15 protein-coding genes are annotated in these 16,387 nt (G+C 69.9%); 9 read left to right on the top strand and 6 right to left on the bottom strand.

Features of this window, described 5'->3' with window-relative positions; all coding sequences use genetic code 11:
• Positions 1 to 189: 189 nt before the first annotated feature.
• The 5 genes from fdhD to AB0B45_RS29050 all read left to right on the top strand — a co-directional run bounded on the left by fdhD (position 190) and on the right by AB0B45_RS29050 (position 5,691).
• On the top strand, positions 190 to 1,017 hold the full coding sequence (fdhD, locus tag AB0B45_RS29070; RefSeq protein ID WP_358136753.1) for a formate dehydrogenase accessory sulfurtransferase FdhD: 828 nt from the start codon (positions 190 to 192) through the stop codon (positions 1,015 to 1,017).
• 84 nt (positions 1,018 to 1,101) lie between these two features.
• A complete protein-coding gene (locus AB0B45_RS29065) occupies positions 1,102 to 1,515 on the top strand; it encodes a peptidase inhibitor family I36 protein (protein WP_358136750.1) in 414 nt (137 codons plus the stop codon).
• A gap of 162 nt (positions 1,516 to 1,677) precedes the next feature.
• On the top strand, positions 1,678 to 3,090 hold the full coding sequence (locus AB0B45_RS29060; RefSeq protein ID WP_358136748.1) for an MFS transporter: 1,413 nt from the start codon (positions 1,678 to 1,680) through the stop codon (positions 3,088 to 3,090).
• A gap of 32 nt (positions 3,091 to 3,122) precedes the next feature.
• Positions 3,123 to 4,235 carry an epoxide hydrolase family protein gene (locus AB0B45_RS29055; protein WP_358136746.1) on the top strand — a complete coding sequence of 371 codons (1,113 nt, stop codon included), beginning with the start codon at positions 3,123 to 3,125 and terminating at the stop codon, positions 4,233 to 4,235.
• Positions 4,236 to 4,548: 313 nt separating this feature from the next.
• The gene (locus tag AB0B45_RS29050) at positions 4,549 to 5,691 is read left to right on the top strand and encodes a DUF418 domain-containing protein (protein WP_358136744.1); all 1,143 of its coding nucleotides are present in this window, start codon (positions 4,549 to 4,551) and stop codon (positions 5,689 to 5,691) included.
• 4 nt (positions 5,692 to 5,695) lie between these two features.
• On the opposite strand, the gene AB0B45_RS29045 is transcribed toward AB0B45_RS29050, so the two are convergent.
• The 4 genes from AB0B45_RS29045 to AB0B45_RS29030 all read right to left on the bottom strand — a co-directional run bounded on the left by AB0B45_RS29045 (position 5,696) and on the right by AB0B45_RS29030 (position 11,112).
• Positions 5,696 to 6,127, bottom strand: a complete 432-nt coding sequence (locus tag AB0B45_RS29045; protein ID WP_358136742.1) for a GNAT family N-acetyltransferase — start codon at positions 6,125 to 6,127, stop codon at positions 5,696 to 5,698.
• Positions 6,124 to 8,748: a phosphoenolpyruvate carboxylase gene (locus tag AB0B45_RS29040; protein ID WP_358136739.1), complete on the bottom strand. Its 2,625-nt coding sequence runs from the start codon at positions 8,746 to 8,748 to the stop codon at positions 6,124 to 6,126. Before AB0B45_RS29040 ends, AB0B45_RS29045 begins: the two co-directional genes overlap by 4 nt.
• Positions 8,749 to 8,812: 64 nt before the next feature.
• Positions 8,813 to 10,372: a hypothetical protein gene (locus AB0B45_RS29035; RefSeq protein ID WP_358136736.1), complete on the bottom strand. Its 1,560-nt coding sequence runs from the start codon at positions 10,370 to 10,372 to the stop codon at positions 8,813 to 8,815.
• Complete coding sequence (locus tag AB0B45_RS29030) at positions 10,348 to 11,112, bottom strand: ABC transporter ATP-binding protein (RefSeq protein WP_358136734.1); 765 nt, start codon at positions 11,110 to 11,112, stop codon at positions 10,348 to 10,350. Before AB0B45_RS29030 ends, AB0B45_RS29035 begins: the two co-directional genes overlap by 25 nt.
• A 155-nt stretch (positions 11,113 to 11,267) precedes the next feature.
• Here AB0B45_RS29030 and AB0B45_RS29025 point away from each other — a divergent pair, with 155 nt between their 5' ends.
• Together AB0B45_RS29025 and AB0B45_RS29020 are read left to right on the top strand one after the other, a co-directional pair.
• Complete coding sequence (locus tag AB0B45_RS29025) at positions 11,268 to 12,866, top strand: acyl-CoA carboxylase subunit beta (RefSeq protein ID WP_358136731.1); 1,599 nt, start codon at positions 11,268 to 11,270, stop codon at positions 12,864 to 12,866.
• The gene (locus AB0B45_RS29020; protein WP_358136729.1) at positions 12,863 to 13,063 is read left to right on the top strand and encodes an acyl-CoA carboxylase subunit epsilon; all 201 of its coding nucleotides are present in this window, start codon (positions 12,863 to 12,865) and stop codon (positions 13,061 to 13,063) included. The genes AB0B45_RS29025 and AB0B45_RS29020 overlap by 4 nt, the downstream gene beginning before the upstream one ends.
• A 42-nt stretch (positions 13,064 to 13,105) precedes the next feature.
• Here AB0B45_RS29020 and AB0B45_RS29015 read toward each other — a convergent pair whose 3' ends face one another.
• On the bottom strand, positions 13,106 to 13,333 hold the full coding sequence (locus AB0B45_RS29015) for a hypothetical protein (protein WP_358136824.1): 228 nt from the start codon (positions 13,331 to 13,333) through the stop codon (positions 13,106 to 13,108).
• Between AB0B45_RS29015 and AB0B45_RS29010 the strand changes: the two genes are divergently transcribed.
• The gene (locus AB0B45_RS29010; RefSeq protein WP_358136821.1) at positions 13,223 to 14,113 is read left to right on the top strand and encodes an NYN domain-containing protein; all 891 of its coding nucleotides are present in this window, start codon (positions 13,223 to 13,225) and stop codon (positions 14,111 to 14,113) included. The two genes, AB0B45_RS29015 and AB0B45_RS29010, sit on opposite strands and share 111 nt — an antisense overlap.
• A gap of 45 nt (positions 14,114 to 14,158) precedes the next feature.
• Here the strand turns inward: AB0B45_RS29010 and AB0B45_RS29005 are convergent, their stop codons facing one another.
• Positions 14,159 to 15,028 carry a DUF5937 family protein gene (locus tag AB0B45_RS29005; RefSeq protein WP_358136726.1) on the bottom strand — a complete coding sequence of 290 codons (870 nt, stop codon included), beginning with the start codon at positions 15,026 to 15,028 and terminating at the stop codon, positions 14,159 to 14,161.
• Positions 15,029 to 15,171: 143 nt separating this feature from the next.
• Here AB0B45_RS29005 and AB0B45_RS29000 point away from each other — a divergent pair, with 143 nt between their 5' ends.
• A complete protein-coding gene (locus tag AB0B45_RS29000) occupies positions 15,172 to 16,380 on the top strand; it encodes an MFS transporter (RefSeq protein ID WP_358136723.1) in 1,209 nt (402 codons plus the stop codon).
• Positions 16,381 to 16,387 lie beyond the last annotated feature (7 nt).

Here is a 16,387-nt window from a genome sequence, read left to right as displayed (position 1 = left end):
GCAGGGGGCTTCGTTTCCTGAGGTCTCGCGGAGAGGTGCCGGGCGGCCCGCGGGGATGCGTCTTCCTGGAGGACGGGGGGATGGCAGGGTCTTCGCGCGGGTCACCGTTCAGGGCTTCCGTCAGGAGGAAGATGAAGGCATGAGCGGACGCGGCGGTGCTGCGGAGTTTGCGAAAGTAGGGTACGAAAGGTGACAACCCCGACCACGCGCGCCCAGATCACCGAAATCTCTGGAAAAGTCGCCAGAGATCGACGGGACTACCTGGCCACCGAAGAGCCCATGGAGATCCGTGTCACCGCTCCGGGCGGCGAGCGCAGGACCGTGGCCATCACCATGCGCACGCCGGGTCACGACTTCGAGCTGGCAGCCGGGTTCCTGCACGGCGAGGGACTGGCCAGGCCGGGCGGGATCAAGGCCATCGGCTACTGCACCGACGAGGACGTGACGCTGGAGGCCCGCTACAACACGGTCACGGTCGCGCTGGACGGCCCGCTCCCCGACCTGCCCGCCCTCGACCGGCACTTCGTCACCTCCAGCGCGTGCGGGGTCTGCGGCTCGGCCAGCCTTGACACGCTGCGCGGCCGCTGCCATCCCCTCCCTCCGGGCGAGCTGTCGATCACCCCCGAGATCCTGTACGGCATGCCGTACCGGCTGAGGGAGGCTCAGGGCGGCTTCGGCAAGACCGGCGGCCTGCACGCGGCGGGGCTGTTCACGGCGGACGGCGCGCTGGTGGCGCTCAGAGAGGACGTCGGCAGGCACAACGCGGTCGACAAGCTGGTCGGGTGGGCGTCACTGAACCAGAAGACGCTCGCCGGGCACGTACTGATGGTCAGCGGCAGGGCCAGCTACGAGATCATGCAGAAGGCGCTGGCCGCGGGCATCCCGATGGTCTGCGCGGTGTCGGCGCCGTCGTCGCTGGCGGTCGATCTGGCCAGGGAGTTCGGGATGACGCTGGTCGGGTTCCTGCGCGACGAGCGGTGCAACGTCTACGCGGGCAGGGAACGCATCACCCTCTAGCCGTTCACGGCCTCTTCACCAGCAAGATCGAGTCATGTATCTTCGTAAAGTCCGTCGAAGAAAAGTTTCATTAAAGGAGAGGTAGTGGACAAGAAGCTTCACATGCTGGCGTTACCGATCGCGGCCGTTGCGCTGTCCATCCTGCCGACCGCTCCCGCCCATGCCGCCGTTGGCTACGACCGTTGCCATGCCGGCTACTACTGCATGTTCTCGGGTCTCGATGGCACGGGCGACATCATCGAGCTCCAGGCGAACGCGCCGGACCTGGCCGTGTTGAACATGGACGACCGGGCCAAGTCCGACTGGAACCGGACCGGTTCCTACATCCACCTCTACTCCGAAGCCGACTTCGGCGGTTGTTCGGCCGTGACCACCCCGGGCGGCAAGGGCAACTTCTTCATCACCTACCGCGACTTCTTCAGCTCTGTTCGCATCGGCGGTCCGAACGGCCCGTCCTGCGGCACCGACCAGGAGTTCCGGGTCAAGGCACACGTCTGACGAAAGCGGTCAACGGCCCGGCATCGTGCTCACGATGCCGGGCCGTTCGCATGCGATCCCATCCGGCCTGTGGCGCCACTTCTCTGCGCGAAACTATGGAATGAATCATTCCGTTCTGCTATTCTGGAACAGAACAAGCCGTTCCGATGCAGGAGGCCTGCGATGACCGCCCTCGACACCCGTCCCGTGGTGACGATCCCTCAGCAGCCAGTCGCCTACCGCTGGCGCTGGCCCGCGCTGTTCGTGATCCTCGCCGGCTCCGTGATGGAGCTGCTCGACGCCACCGTCACCCACATCGCGGGCCCCACCATGCGGACCGAGCTCGGCGGCGGCACCTCGCTGATCCAGTGGCTCGGCGCCGCCTACACCCTGGCCATGACCGCGGGCCTGCTGACCGGCGGCAGGCTGGGTGACATCGTGGGACGCAAGCGGATGTTCCTGATCGGCGTCACCGGCTTCACGATCGGCTCGATGCTCTGCGCCGTCGCGATCTCGCCCCAGACGATGATCGCCGCCAGGGTCCTGCAGGGCCTGTTCGGCGCGGCGATGATCCCGCAGGGGCTCGGGCTGATGAAGGAGATGTTCCCGCCGAAGGAGCTTCAGGCGGCGTTCGGGCTGTTCGGGCCCGTCATGGGCCTGTCGGCGATCGGCGGCCCGATCCTCGCGGGCTGGCTGGTCAGCGCCGACCTGTTCGGCACCGGCTGGCGGATGATCTTCCTGATCAACCTCCCGCTCGGCATCGCGGCGGTCCTCGCGGCGGCTCGCTTCCTGCCCTCCTCGCCTCCGGCCGGCGGCGTCAAGCTCGACCTGCCCGGCGCGATCCTCGCCTCCCTCGGCACCGTTCTGATCGTGTTCCCGCTGGTCCAGGGCGGCGAGTACGGCTGGCCGATCTGGGCGTTCGCGATGATGGCCGCCTCCGCCGCGACCTTCGCCGCCTTCGTCACCTACGAGAAGCGCCGCGACCGCGACCCGCTGATCGCCCCGTCCCTGTTCCGCAAGCCCGCGTTCGTCTCCGGTCTGGCCGTCGGCGCCATCTACTTCGCCGCGTTCGGCGGCGTGTTCCTGGTGATCGGCCTCTACACGCAGCTCGGCCTCGGCTACTCGCCGCTGAAGGCTGCGCTGACCGGCGTGCCGTCCTCCATCGGGATGATCATCGGCATGGGCGTCGCGCAGGCCACCCAGAAGTACGGGCGCAAGGTCCTGCTCGCCGGCGCGGTCGTCATGGGCCTGGCGGTGTCGGCCCTGCTCGTCATCGCCGAGCCCGGCGTCACCCCGTGGCAGCTCGCCCCCGCTCTCGCCTTCACCGGCCTCGGCAGCGGGCTGATCATGGGCCCCTACTTCACCATCGTGATGGCCGCGGTCGACCCGCGGGAGACCGGCTCGGCCTCGGGCGCCCTCACCGCGATCCAGCAGGTCGGCAACGCGCTCGGCCTGGCCGTCCTCGGCACCGTCTTCTTCGGCACGAACAGCGTGGAGATCACCCTCGCGGTGGCGACCGTGATGATCGCGGCTACGTTCCTGGTCGGGCTGATGCTGCCCAAGCAGGGCCGTACCGACACCGAGTTCGTGCACTGACCCCTGCAGACGCCTCTCCGAAAGGACCTGAGATGATTCACCCCTTCCGCATCGAGATCCCCCAGGCCGACGTCGACGACCTGCGCGAGCGGCTGCGCCGTACCCGATGGAGCGGGGAGATCCCCGGCCAGGGCTGGAGCCGCGGGGTGCCCGTGGACTACCTGAAGCAGCTGGCCGCCTACTGGGCCGACGGCTTCGACTGGCGGGCGCAGGAGGCGCGGCTGAACGGCTTCCCGCAGTTCACCACCGAGATCGACGGCCAGAACATCCACTTCGCGCACGTCCGCTCGGCCAACCCGGACGCCACGCCGCTGCTGCTCGTGCACGACTGGCCCGCCTCGTTCGTGGCGTTCGTCGAGGTGATCGAGGAGCTGTCGCGCGACTTCCACGTCGTCGCGCCCAACGTCCCCGGCGTCGGCTTCTCCGGGCCGCTGACCGGCCCCGGCTGGAGCACCGGCAAGATCTCGGCCGCGTTCGTCGAGCTGATGGACCGGCTCGGCTACGAGAGGTACGGCGTGCAGGGCCAGGGCGGCGGCGCCTGGTACGCGGTCGAGATGGGCCGCCGGGCCCCTGAGCGCGTGATCGGCGCCCACGTCAACGGGTACGTCACCTTCCCCTCCGACGATCCGCAGGACTTCGCGGGACTGACCGAGGGCGAGCAGGAACGGCTGGCCAGGCTGCAGCACTTCCGCGACGACATGATGGGCTTCAACGTCCAGCAGTCGACCAGGCCGCAGACGGTGGCGTACGGGCTGCACGACTCGCCGGTGGGGCAGCTCGCGTGGATCGTCGAGAAGTTCAAGGAGTGGACCGACCCGGCGGCGCCTTCGCCCGAGGACGCGGTCGGGCTGGACAACCTGCTGACCAACGTGAGCCTGTACTGGTTCACGGGGACGGCGGGCTCGTCGGCGAACCTGTACTACGAGAACGCGCACGACCCCGCCGCGTGGGGGCCGAAGGAGCGCAGCACCGTCCCGACGGGGGTGGCGCTGGCCAAGGGCACCGACATCACGATCCGCCGGTTCGCCGAGCGGGACGCGCCGGTGGTGCGGTGGACGGAGCTGGAGCGGGGCGGGAACTTCCTGCCGCTGGAGCGGCCCGAGGCGTTCGTCGAGGACGTCAGGGCGTTCTTCGCCGCCCTCTGACCGAACCTTCGAGACCCCGGGCACCCGGCGCCCGGGGTCTTCGGCGTGCCTCCCCTGCCACGACACGCCCTCGGTCTCCGACGGCCCGAGGGAAATCCCGGGACGGAGGTCCCTCGGGAGTGGGGGGATCTCGGGGGTGGAGGGCCCCGGAGCGCTACAGCGGCGCCGGCGAGGGTGGAGGTCTTCGCGGGTGGTGGGGCTGGGAGAGGCGCGCGCGACGGTCCCGAGAACGATCGAAGAGGCGACTTTGGTCGGATGCGGGAGCGTCGGAGGTTCGATGTGCGGGCCGTAAGCGATCTCTAGCGTCAAGGTCATGACGCAGACCGTGGCACCCCCGACAAGGCGCATCCACGAGATAGACGCCGTCCGCGGCTTCGCCCTCGCCGGCATCCTGGTGGCGAACATCGGCTTCTTCGCCGACCCCGGCTACGCCACGAGCGACGGCGCGATGCCGATGTCCGAAGGCCCCGTCGCCGCCCTCGTCATGACGCTGGTCCTCACGAAGTTCTATGTGATCTTCTCCTTCCTGTTCGGCTACTCCTTCACACTCCAGATGCGCTCGTGGGGCGACAAGGTCAAGGGCCGCATGCTGCGCCGCTGTCTCGGCCTGTTCGCGCTGGGTGTGGCCCAGGGCTTCCTGCTGTGGATCGGCGACATCCTGACCCTCTACGCCGCCCTCGGCCTGATCCTGCTCGCCATGCGCAACGTCCGTCCCAGGACCGCCGTCATCACAGGATCGGTGATCATCGTCGTACTGACGGTGATCTGGCTGGGGCTGGCGGCGCTGACCCTGCTCGACCCCACCGCGGGTACGGCCCCCGCCGTGGACCACGCGGCCGCCGCGAGGGCGCAGGCGCTGGTCACCGGCACCCCGCTGGACTTCCTCACCTACCAGGTCGAGACCTACCCGATGCTCGCGCTGTTCGTCTGGCTCGGGCAGGGCCCGATGGCGATGGCGCTGTTCCTGTTCGGGATGGCGGCGGGCAAGTCGCGCCTGTTCGAGGAGCGGGAGCGCTGGGCGCACCTCGTGCCGCGCATCCAGCTGGCGGGCTTCGGCATCGGCCTGCCCGCCGCGTTGTTCTACACCTGGTCGAACACCGCTTACGGCTCCTGGCAGCTGGTCGGCCTCGCGGTCAACGACGTGGCCTCGCCGCTCCTGTCCGCCGCCTACGTGGTCACGCTGCTCCAGCTGGTCAGGCGCTTCCCCGTGGTCGGCTCCGTGCTGTCCAACCCCGGCCGGCTGGCGGCGTCCAACTACATCGGCCAGTCGGTGCTGATGTGCCTGGTCTTCACCGGGTACGGCCTGGCGCTCGGCGGCAGGCTCGCGCCGATCGCGGTGATGGGCGTGGCCGTGCTGATCTACGCGGTGCTGGCGGCGCTGAGCGCGTGGTGGCTGCGCAACCACCGTTACGGCCCCATCGAGTATGGCCTGCGCGGCCTGACGAACCTGAGGTGACGCGCTAGAGCTCCTTGCGCATGAAGACCACCTCGCGCTCGCCGATCCGCTCCACCGTGGTGACGGTGTAGCCGAGCCGCTGGTAGAGCGCGATGTTCGGGGTCATCTTGGCGTTGGTGATGAGCCGCAGCGCGGGCAGACCCAGCTCGGCGGCGCGCGCCTCGGCGAAGGCGAGCAGTCGTCTGCCCAGGCCCTGGCCGTGCTGGTCGGGCCGGACCGCCACGTTGTCCACGTACAGCACGCCGTCCTCGGGCACCAGCACGATCAGCCCGCGCAGATCGTCGAGGACGAACACGTGCCCCGCCGCGAGGTGCGCGGCGTAGTCGTCGTCCATCGGCTTGGGGCGGATGCCGATGACCTCCGCCCACGGCTGGTACGCCTCGGCGACGATCTTCTCAATGGTGGGCAGGTCGCCGGGGCGAGCGGGTCTGATCAACCTGTGTTCTGCAATCCGGCGGCGACGCCGTTCACCGACAGCAGCAGCAGCGTCGACAGCCTTTCGCGTTCGTCGTCGGTGAGGTTCTCGGTGGTCCGCAGCGCGGTGAGCGCGCGCAGCTGCAGGTGGGACAGGGCGTCCACGTAGGGGTCGCGCAGCTGTACGGCCCGCGAGAGCACCTTCCTGCTCTCCAGCAGCCTGGAGTGCCCGGTCACCCGCAGCACGAGCCGCCTGGTCCTGTCGTACTCCTCCAGCACCTGCGCCTCGAAGTCGGGCCGGCCGCCGAGGGCGAGGTAGCGGGCGGCGATGGACCGGTCGGTCTTGGCGAGTGACATCTCGACGTTGTCGAGCAGCGAGGCGAACAGCGGCCACTCCTTGTAGGCCGCCTGCAGTTCGCCGAGGTCCTCGACGGAGGCGAGGCCGCTGCCGAGGCCGTACCAGCCGGGCAGGTTGACCCGGGTCTGCGCCCACGCGAACACCCACGGGATGGCGCGCAGGTCGTCGAGGGAGCGCGGCGCGCCGAGCCCGCGCCGCGCGGGGCGCGAGCCGAGACGCAGCGAGCCGATCTCCTCCAGCGGGCTGACCAGGGCGAACCACTCGGGGAAGCCGGGGGCCTCGGTGAGCGCGCGGTAGGCCTGCTCGGAGGCGTTGGCCACCCGCGAGGCCAAGCCGCGGAAGCGGGCGGCAGCGGCCGCGGTGCGTTCGCCGACGACCGGGGAGGAGGCGAGCAGCACCGCGTTGGCGACCTGCTCCATGTGGCGGCGGGCGATGGCCTGGTGGCCGTAGCGGGCGAAGATGACCTCACCCTGTTCGGTCACCTTGAACCGGCCCGCGACCGACCCCGGCGCCTGGGCCAGCACGGCCCTGTTGGCGGGGCCGCCGCCGCGGCCGAGCGCGCCGCCGCGGCCGTGGAAGAGCCTGAGCTTGATGTCGTTGGCCAGTGCCCAGGCGGTCAGTCGTTCCTGCGCCTCGTACAGCTTCATCGTCGCGGCCGCGGGGCCGAGCTCCTTGGCGGAGTCGGAGTAGCCGAGCATGACCTCTATACGGCGGTCGTTGTCGGCCAGGCGGCGCCGCACCTGGGGCAGGTCGAGCATGCCGGCGAGCACGTCGGCCGAGTTGTCGAGGTCCTGGCCCGACTCGAAGAGCGGCACCACGTCGAGGACGGGCGCGCGCTCGCCCAGCGCGTGGAAGGCCAGCTCGTGGACGGCGGCGATGTCGTCGGCGCCGCGGGTGAAGGACACGACGTAGCGGGAGCAGGCGGTGACGCCGAAGCGCTCCTGGATCCAGGCGATCACCCTGATCGTGGCCAGGACCTCCTCGGTACGCTCCGACAGCGTCCCGCCGGCGCGGATCTCCTCCAGCGCGGCGGCGTGGACCTGGGAGTGCTGGCGCACCTCGAGCTCGGCCAGGTGGAAGCCGAACGTCTCCACCTGCCAGATGAGGTGCTGCAGCTCGCCGTAGGCCTGCCTGGCGGCGCCCGCCTCGGCCAGGGACGACTGGGCGAGGCGCAGGTCGGCCAGCAGGTCGGACGGCGAGCGGTAGGCCAGGTCGAGGTCGCGCCGGCGAGTGGCGCCGATGCGGGCGGCGACGAACAGCAGCCACTGCCGGTGCGGCTCGGACGGCGAGCGGGTGGCCAGCTCGGAGACCAGGTCGGGGTTGGCGTCCTGGGCGGCGGCCAGCGCCCTGCGCAGGCCGGCGGAGGGCGGGGTGAACTGGGCGGCCGCGGTGAGCGTGCGGGCGATGCGGGAGGTGGCGGTCTCCAGCGCGGTCAGCACGTGGTCGGCCTGGATGAGGACGGCCTCCCTGGTGACCTTGGCGGTGACGTTGGGATTGCCGTCGCGGTCGCCGCCGATCCACGAGCCGTAGCGGATGAACGGCCTGGCCAGCGGCGCGCGGGTGCCCGAGCCCTCGTCGAGGGCGGCGTCGAGCGAGCGGTAGACCTGCGGGACCACGCGGAACAGCGTCTCGTCGAAGGCGGCCATCGCGGTACGCACCTCGTCGAGCGGGTCGAGCTTGGTGTTGCGCAGCTGGGCCGTACGCCAGAGGAGGTCGATCTCCTCCAGCAGCCTGCGCCTGCTCTCCGCCCGCTCGGAGGAGCCGCGTCCCGGCATGTTGTACTCGGTCAGCTGGCCGCTGACGCGCTGGATGGCGGTGACGACCGCGCGCCTGCGCGCCTCCGTGGGGTGCGCGGTCAGCACGGGGTGCAGTTCGAGTCCCTCGACCAGCTCGGCGACGCGTTCCTTGCCCAGCTCCTCCACGGCGGAGGCCAGCGACTCGCGCTGGACGGCGTCACCGGCGTCGCGCTCGCGCAGCGTGCGGATGCGGTAGTGCTCCTCGGCCAGGTTGGCCAGGTGGAAGTAGCAGGTGAACGCCCGAGCGATCTGGACCGCCCTGTCGATCTCCCACTCGCCCACGAGGCGTTCCACCTGCTCGTGGGACACCTCGCGGCGGCGCGCGCCGATGACCGCTTTGCGCAGGCGTTCGACATCCTCCAGGAGCCCGGGACCGCCCTGCTCGGCGATCACCTGGCCCAGCAGCTCGCCGAGCAGCCGCACGTCGCGGCGGAGCTCGTCGGGCATCTCGCTGACGGCACTGTGGCGCGGGATGGCCTGGTCAATCATGTCTCGCACGATATCTACTCGTCCCGCGCGACTGGAGACCGGTCTCACCAAATGGACTAGACCATTAGGTGGGCCTGGAGACGGCGGCGAGCAGCTCGGGCATGCGCGGGTAGCCCCACTTGCCCGCCAGCAGCCTGCCCGTCCACGCCAGCGCCAAGCCGTACGGCAGCGCCACCAAGCTCATCCAGCCGACCCCCAGCAGCACGGGCAGCGCGACGGGCAACGCCAGCACGGCCGTGGCGATCATGGCGCCGAAGGAGGTGACGAAGGCCACCCCGCCCTGGCCGGGCGCCGCGCCGGTGAAGGCGTTGAGCCGGTCGGGCACCGTGTACGGCACGAGCACGCTGGTCACCGCGCCGACGCCGAGCCCGATGCCGAGCACGCCCCACGCGGTGAGGACGGCGGGCACGACCCAGGCCAGGTTGCCGGCGAACAGCCCGCCGATCACGCCGAGCGCCGTCAGGATCGGAACCGCGATGATCGCCACGGCGAGATGCCGTCCCGCCAGGTCGCCGCGCAGGTCACGGCCGTCGCCGTAGACGACCGCGTTCATCCACAGGGAGCGGCCGTCGATGCCGAAGGTGTTGCACTGCTGCAGGCCGATCATCAGAGCGCCGACGCAGGCGGGGCCGATCGCGGCGCCCGCGCCGCCTGCCGAGCCGTCGCCGTTGATGCTGAAGGCCAGCACGCACGTCACGGCGATGGAGGCGAACCAGCCGACGCGCCCGCGCGGGTCGCGCCTGGCGTACTTCAGCTCCTTCGACACCACGGCCGCGACCTGGCCGTCGGGCAGGAACCGGTCGAGCAGGCCGCTGGATCTGCGTACCGAGGCAGCCTGGGTGGAGGCGTCGGTCGTGACGAGGGCGCGGCCCAGCGCCTTGATCCACAGCCAGCCGAGCACCAGGACGAGCACGGCGAGCGCGGCCAGTTCGAGCGCACCGGTCGCGCCGCCGTCGCCGATGGCGTGGGCGGCCCAGCCTGGCGGCGTCCAGCGCAGCACGGAGGCGAGGCTGTGCAGCATCGCGAGGGGGTCCCCGCTCAGGCCGCGGTTGACGATCAGGTTGGGCAGCTGGGCCATCAGCACGAAGACGATGACGGCGACGGCCAGCAGGTCGCGGCCCCTGCGCGAGCGCAGCAGCCCCGACAGCGCGGTCGTGATCAGCCTGGAGGTGACGATGCAGAGCGCGAACTGCAGGATCACCGCGACGAGGCCGAGCAGGAAGCCGCCCGCTCCTCTCGCGAGGCCTGCCAGCGCGCCCGCCGTCACGATCAGGGAGACGATCGGCCACACGCCGGTGACCGAGGCGGCGAACATGCCGGTCGCCAGCTGTCTCGTGCGCAGGGGGAAGAGGGCGAGCCTGGCGGGGTCGAGGGTGTCGTCGAGCCCGAAGGCCAGCAGCGGCACCGTCGCCCAGAAGACCAGCAGGACGGTGAAGGCGATCACTCCGACATCGGTGGCCACCTGCGGTGATGTCATCCTGAGGAGCGTCAGCAGCAGGAAGCCGCCCGCCGCCACGATGAGCGCGGCGAGCAGGGAGAAGGCGAAGCCGATGATGCGCTGGGTGTCGCCGCGCAGTCCTCCGGCGATCAGCCTGATCTTCAGCGCGACGAAGAGCCCAACCACGTCAGCCCCTCCTCTCCGCCGTGCCGTACGCCGACGAGGTCGAGGAAGGCCTGGTTGAGGCTGCGCCCGGCGCGGACCTCGTCGATGGGGCCCTGGGCGACGATGTGGCCGCCGCTCATCACCGACACCCAGTCGCACAGCCGCTCGACCAGGTCCATGACGTGGCTGGAGAAGATGACGGTGGAGCCGGAGGCGGTGTAGCGCTGGAGCACCTCGGTGAGCGTGTTGGCGCTGACGGGGTCGACGCCCTCGAAGGGCTCGTCGAGGAAGAGCACGGAAGGGTTGTGCAGCAGCGCGGCGGCCAGGCCGATCTTCTTGCGCATGCCGGTGGAGTAGTCGACGACGAGTTTGTCGGCCGAGTCGACCAGGTCCATGACGCGCAGGAGCTCCTCGGCGCGCTGCTCGACGTCGGCCTTGGGGATGCCGCGCAGGCGGCCGTTGTACTGGAGCAGCTCGCGGCCCGACAGCCGCTCGAACAGCCGCAGTCCCTCGGGCAGTACTCCGATGTGGGCCTTGACCTGGACGGGGTCGCGCCACACGTCGACGTCGCCGATCCGGGCGAGCCCGCCGTCGGGACGGAGCAGACCGGTGATCATGCTGAGCGTGGTCGTCTTGCCCGCGCCGTTCGGGCCGACCAGACCCGCGAAGCTGCCCGCGGGCACGGTGAAGTTCACCCCCGCCACCGCCACCTGCTGCCCGAATCGTTTGAACAGGCCCTCTGTGCGCACTGCCTCCGTCATGAGAACCAGTCTGGTGCCTTTTGGCAACCTTGCGCACTGGCCGGACCACTCGTGCGGTTTCGAGGGGATCACGGTTTCGATCGCGCAGCTGGGGGCCGGCGACGGTGAAACGCTCCAGCTGAAGGCCTCTTGATCCCAGGACTAGTCTTACGGACATGAGTGCCGCACTGCCGTCCGAGCCCCCAGAGATCGACATCCATACCACCGCGGGCAAGCTCGCCGACTTCGAGCGGCGGCAGGACGAGGCCGTGCACGCCGGCTCGGCCCGCGCCGTGGAGAAGCAGCACGCCAAGGGCAAGATGACCGCGCGCGAGCGCCTGGCGGCCTTCCTCGACGAGGGGTCCTTCGTCGAGTTCGACGAGTTCGCCAGGCACCGCGCGACGGCCTTCGGGATCGAGAACAACAGGCCCTACGGCGACGGCGTGGTCACCGGCCACGGCACCGTCGACGGCCGTCCCGTCGCCGTCTACAGCCAGGACTTCACCGTCTTCGGCGGCTCGCTCGGCGAGGTCTACGGCGAGAAGATCGTCAAGGTCATGGACCACGCGCTCAAGGTCGGCTGCCCGATCGTCGGCATCAACGACGGCGGAGGGGCCAGGATCCAGGAGGGCGTGGTGGCGCTCGGCCTGTTCGCCGAGATCTTCAAGCGCAACGTGCACGCCTCGGGCGTGGTCCCGCAGATCTCGCTGGTCATGGGCCCCTGCGCGGGCGGCGCCGTCTACTCCCCCGCTCTGACCGACTTCGTCCTGATGGTTCAGGAGAAGTCGCACATGTTCATCACCGGGCCCGACGTGATCAAGACGGTCACCGGCGAGGAGGTGAGCTTCGAGGAACTGGGCGGGGCCCACACGCACAACTCCAAGTCGGGCGTCGCGCACTTCGAGGCGGCCGACGAGGCCGACTGCCTCGACCTGGCCAGGGCGCTGCTGTCCTATCTGCCATCCAACAACCTGGACGAGGCTCCGGTCTACGACGCCGACGCCGAGCCGGCGGTCACCGACGAGGACCGTGAGCTCGACACGCTGATCCCCGACTCGGCCAACCAGCCCTACGACATGCGCACGGTCGTCGAGCACGTGCTCGACGACGGCGAGTTCCTTGAGGTCCACGCGCTGTTCGCGCCGAACATCGTGGTGGGTTTCGGCAGGGTCGAGGGACGCTCGGTCGGGATCGTCGCCAACCAGCCGATGAGTTTCGCTGGAACGCTCGATATTGCCGCATCCGAAAAAGCCGCAAGATTCGTACGGACTTGTGATGCCTTCAATATCCCCGTGTTGACATTTGTGGATGTCCCGGGATTCCTGCCGGGGACCGACCAGGAATGGAACGGAATCATCAGGCGCGGCGCCAAGCTCCTGTATGCGTATGCCGAGGCCACCGTGCCGCTGGTCACGGTCATCACCCGCAAGGCCTACGGCGGCGCCTACGACGTCATGGGCTCCAAGCACCTCGGCGCCGACATCAACCTGGCCTGGCCGACCGCCCAGATCGCGGTCATGGGCGCGCAGGGCGCGGTCAACATTCTCTACCGGCGCGAGCTGGCCGGAGCCGACGATCCCGACGCCGAGCGGGCCAGGCTGGTCACCGAGTACGAGGACACGTTGGCCAATCCGTTCCTCGCCGCCGAGCGCGGATACGTCGACGCCGTGATCCGGCCGTCCGATACCCGGGTTCAGGTCGTCAAGGCGCTGCGCGCGCTGCGGAACAAGCGGGCGTCGCTGCCCCCGAAGAAACATGGGAACATCCCGCTATGACACCTCATCTGCGAATTATTCGCGGTAACGCGACCGCCGAGGAGATCGCGGCTCTGGTGACGGTTCTCGCGGCCCGGCACGCCGAGCCTGATCCTCCGGCGGCGCCGCAGCGCCAATCATGGCGAAACCCGGCCAGAGTCATGCGTAAACCCCTCGTACCTGGGAAGTCGGCGTGGCGAAACAGCGTCCTGCCCTAGAGGATCCTGAGAAACGGGTGTCAAGTTCGCCGGGAGTTGGGACTATCTAGAAAAGTAGGCGTATATAGTCAGCCGATCAACGAGCACCGCGGCCTGGAGGACGACATGGCCATCCCAGACCTCACGCCGCACCCTGTCGCGGCGAAGTACGCCGTCCTTGTGGACGTCGGTTATCTCTATGCCGCGGCAGGTGAAGTACTGCTCGGGGCCAAGGAGCGCAAGGAATACCGGGTTGGCGCCGATGAGCTCATCCAATCCTTGCAGAAGCATGCTGAGCAACGTATTTCTGGCGAACTCCTGCGGATCTATTGGTATGACGCCGCCCGTGACCGTGTGCCGACCGTGGACCAGCGGGTCATCGCCCAGCTTCCCTGGGTCAAGGTACGGCTTGGCAACCTGAACGCGCGTGGTCAGCAGAAAGGCGTGGACGCCCAGATCAGGAGCGATCTTGAGGCTCTGGCCAGGCACCACGCGGTGACGGACACGATCCTGCTGGCGGGCGATGAGGACATGGTGCCCGCGGTCGAGGCCGCCCAGGCCTACGGCGTGCGGATCCACCTGTGGGGTGTGGAGCCGCCCTACGGCACCAACCAGGCCGAGCGCCTGGTGTGGGAGTCCGACACCGTCGAAGTGATCTCCGCTGACTTCCTGAGGCCGTTTTTCAGCCGTGCGCCGCAGCCCGTGGCGGTGGTGCCGCCGGTCACCGCCCCGTCGCCCGCGCAGGTCTTCGCCGGCCGTACGGCCGCGCCGAAGCCGCACGTCAAGCCCGGCCAGGTGGCCAAGCTCGGACCGTCCAGGCCCAGGGTGGAGGACGTCGGCGAGCACGTGGCCCAGAAGTGGATCCTCACCCGCGGCCGCGACAACATCAGGGACCTGCTCCCAGGGCCGATCCTGCCCACGGTCATCGACACCGAACTGCTCATCGAGGCGGAGAAGGAGCTCGGCCACTCGCTGCGGCCCTACCCCGAGGCGCGGGTGTGGCTGCGCGACGGGTTCTGGGCGCGCGTCTACCGCGAGTTCGACCTGGGCGTGGGGGTCTCCTCCAAGTAGAGGCCGTCGCCGCCGAGGGCCGCGGGCAGGTTGGCGCTCGGCGGGTCAGGTGGGGTTCAGGAGGGCTTCGGCGACGGCGGTGCGGGCGTAGAGGACGTAGCGGCCTGTGCGGTGCGAGCTGCACAGGCCCGCCTTCTTCAGGGCCGTCAGGTGCTGGTTCGCTCCCGGCTCCGACAGGCCGGCCCGCGCCGCGAGGTCTCGGGTCGAGGCGGGCTGGTCCAGCTCGGCCAGCAGCCTGGCCCTCATCGAGCCCAGCACCGCCGCCAGCGCGGCGGGCGGGTCCCTCCGCTCGCTCTCCCACAGCGTCGCGATCCCTCGCGGCGGGTAGCGCAGCGTCGGCTGGAACGGCGGCACCGTGATCGAGAAGATCCGCGGCCACGCGAAGACGGAGGGCACCAGCAGCAGCCCGCGCCCGTCGAGCGGCCTGACGCCCCGGCACAAGCGGTGCGCGAGGTGGAGCCGCTCCCCCTGCCAGCTCACGTTCGCGTCGAGGTCGGTCAGCATCCCGTGCACGCCGCCCTCGGCCAGCATGCGAGCGCGGTACAGCAGGTCGCCTTCCAGGAGCGCACGGACGCGCGGCCAGTACGGCTCGACGGCCGCCGCCCAGTACGCCCTGATCTCGTCGGCCAGCCGCGCCAACCCCGCCTCCGGGTCGTCATAGAGGGCCTGCAGCAGCGGGGTGCGGTCGCCGACCCACGCGTCGAGCTCTGCGCGCACGTCGGCGGCGCGCGACAGCATCCCTGCCAGCTCCAGCTCCAGGTCGGGCAGCGAGGTGGTGGGCGGCGGGGCGATGAAGGCGACGAGCGAGATGGTGGGCACGGGCACGAGGTCGGACAGCAGCCGCCAGTCCACGTCGGCCAGGCGGCGGCGCACCTGGCCGGCCCACGGGCGGTTGATCCCCGTCGGCTCCTTCACCACCCTGACGCTGGCGACGACCTCCCACAGCGGCGAGACGGCGAAGCGCGTGTTGGCGATGTCCTGGACGGTAAAAGTCAGTTCGATTAGCTCTCTCCTTAATTCATCGCCATTAAAGCACCACGACGGGCATCGTGCCAGGCATGGATCGCGACTTCAGGCGGCTGTACGTCGCCGCGTTCGGCAGCCAGTTCGGCACCCAGCTCTCCTACGTGGCGCTGCCGCTGCTGGCCGTGACCGCGCTCGACGCGAGCCCTGGCGAGGTCGGCCTGCTCAGCTCGCTGGCCACGCTGGTCGTGCTCGTCATGGGCCTGCCCGCGGGGGTGTGGGTCGACAGGGTACGGCGGCGCCCCGTCATGGTGACGATGGACGTGGTGCGCGCGGCGGCCGTGGCCTCCGTCACAGCCGCCTGGTGGCTGGACGCGCTGACGATGGAGCAGCTCTACCTGGTCGCGATCGTATCGGGCGTCGGCACCCTGTTCTTCGACGTGGCCTCGCACAGCATGGTGCCCGCACTGGTCGGCCGCGACCGGCTGACCTCGGCCAACTCGCTGCTCGTGGGGACGAACTCGGCGATGTACATCTCGGGTCGCAGCGTCGGAAGCGTGCTCACCCAGGTGCTGGGCGCTCCGCTGGTGCTGCTGCTCGACGCGGTGACGTACGTGTGGTCGGCGCTGTGGCTACGCGGGATCAGGGCGGTGGAGCCGCCTCCGGCCGTACGGGAGCCGGTCGGAAGGCAGCTCCGCGAAGGGCTGCGGTTCCTGTTCGGGAACAGGGTGCTGGTGTCGATCGCGGCGCAGGGCGCGATGGTGAACCTGGGATTTCCGCTGGCCACGGTGCTGCTGCCGGTGCTGCTGATACGGGAGCTGGCCTTCCCCGAGTGGGTGTTCGGCGCGTTCCTCGCGGCCAGCGGGGTGGGGTCGCTCGTGGGGTCGGCGTGCGCGCACCTGCTGGCCAGATGGCTCGGGCAGGGGCGCGCGGTGTGGCTGCTCGCGGTGGGGACCGCGCCGTTCTCCCTTTTGGTGCCCCTGCTGGACCAGGGCGCCTGGATCTGGCTGTCGGCCGCGGGCTTCTTCGTCCAGTCCGTGCGCACGGGCGTGAACAACGTGCTGCTGGTGAGCTTCAGGCAGCAGCTCACGCCCGACCACATGCTCGGCAGGATGACCTCGATCATGCAGGTCATCCTGATGGGCGCGGTGGGCGTCGGCGGGCTGCTCGCGGGTGGCGTCGGCGAGCTGTGGGGCGTGCGCGCGCCGCTGTGGGCGGGCGCGATCCTGATGGCGCTGTCGTGGGCGCCGCTGATCACGGTGAGGTCCGAAATCCGCCAGTTGAGTGTGCCCAGCAGGAGATAGCGTCGTG

The sequence above is a fragment of the Nonomuraea sp. NPDC049152 genome, from assembly GCF_040648355.1.
In the GTDB taxonomy this organism is placed as follows: domain Bacteria; phylum Actinomycetota; class Actinomycetes; order Streptosporangiales; family Streptosporangiaceae; genus Nonomuraea.
Note: the sequence above shows the minus strand (reverse complement) of the source record. Positions and strands in the feature narration are given on the sequence as shown.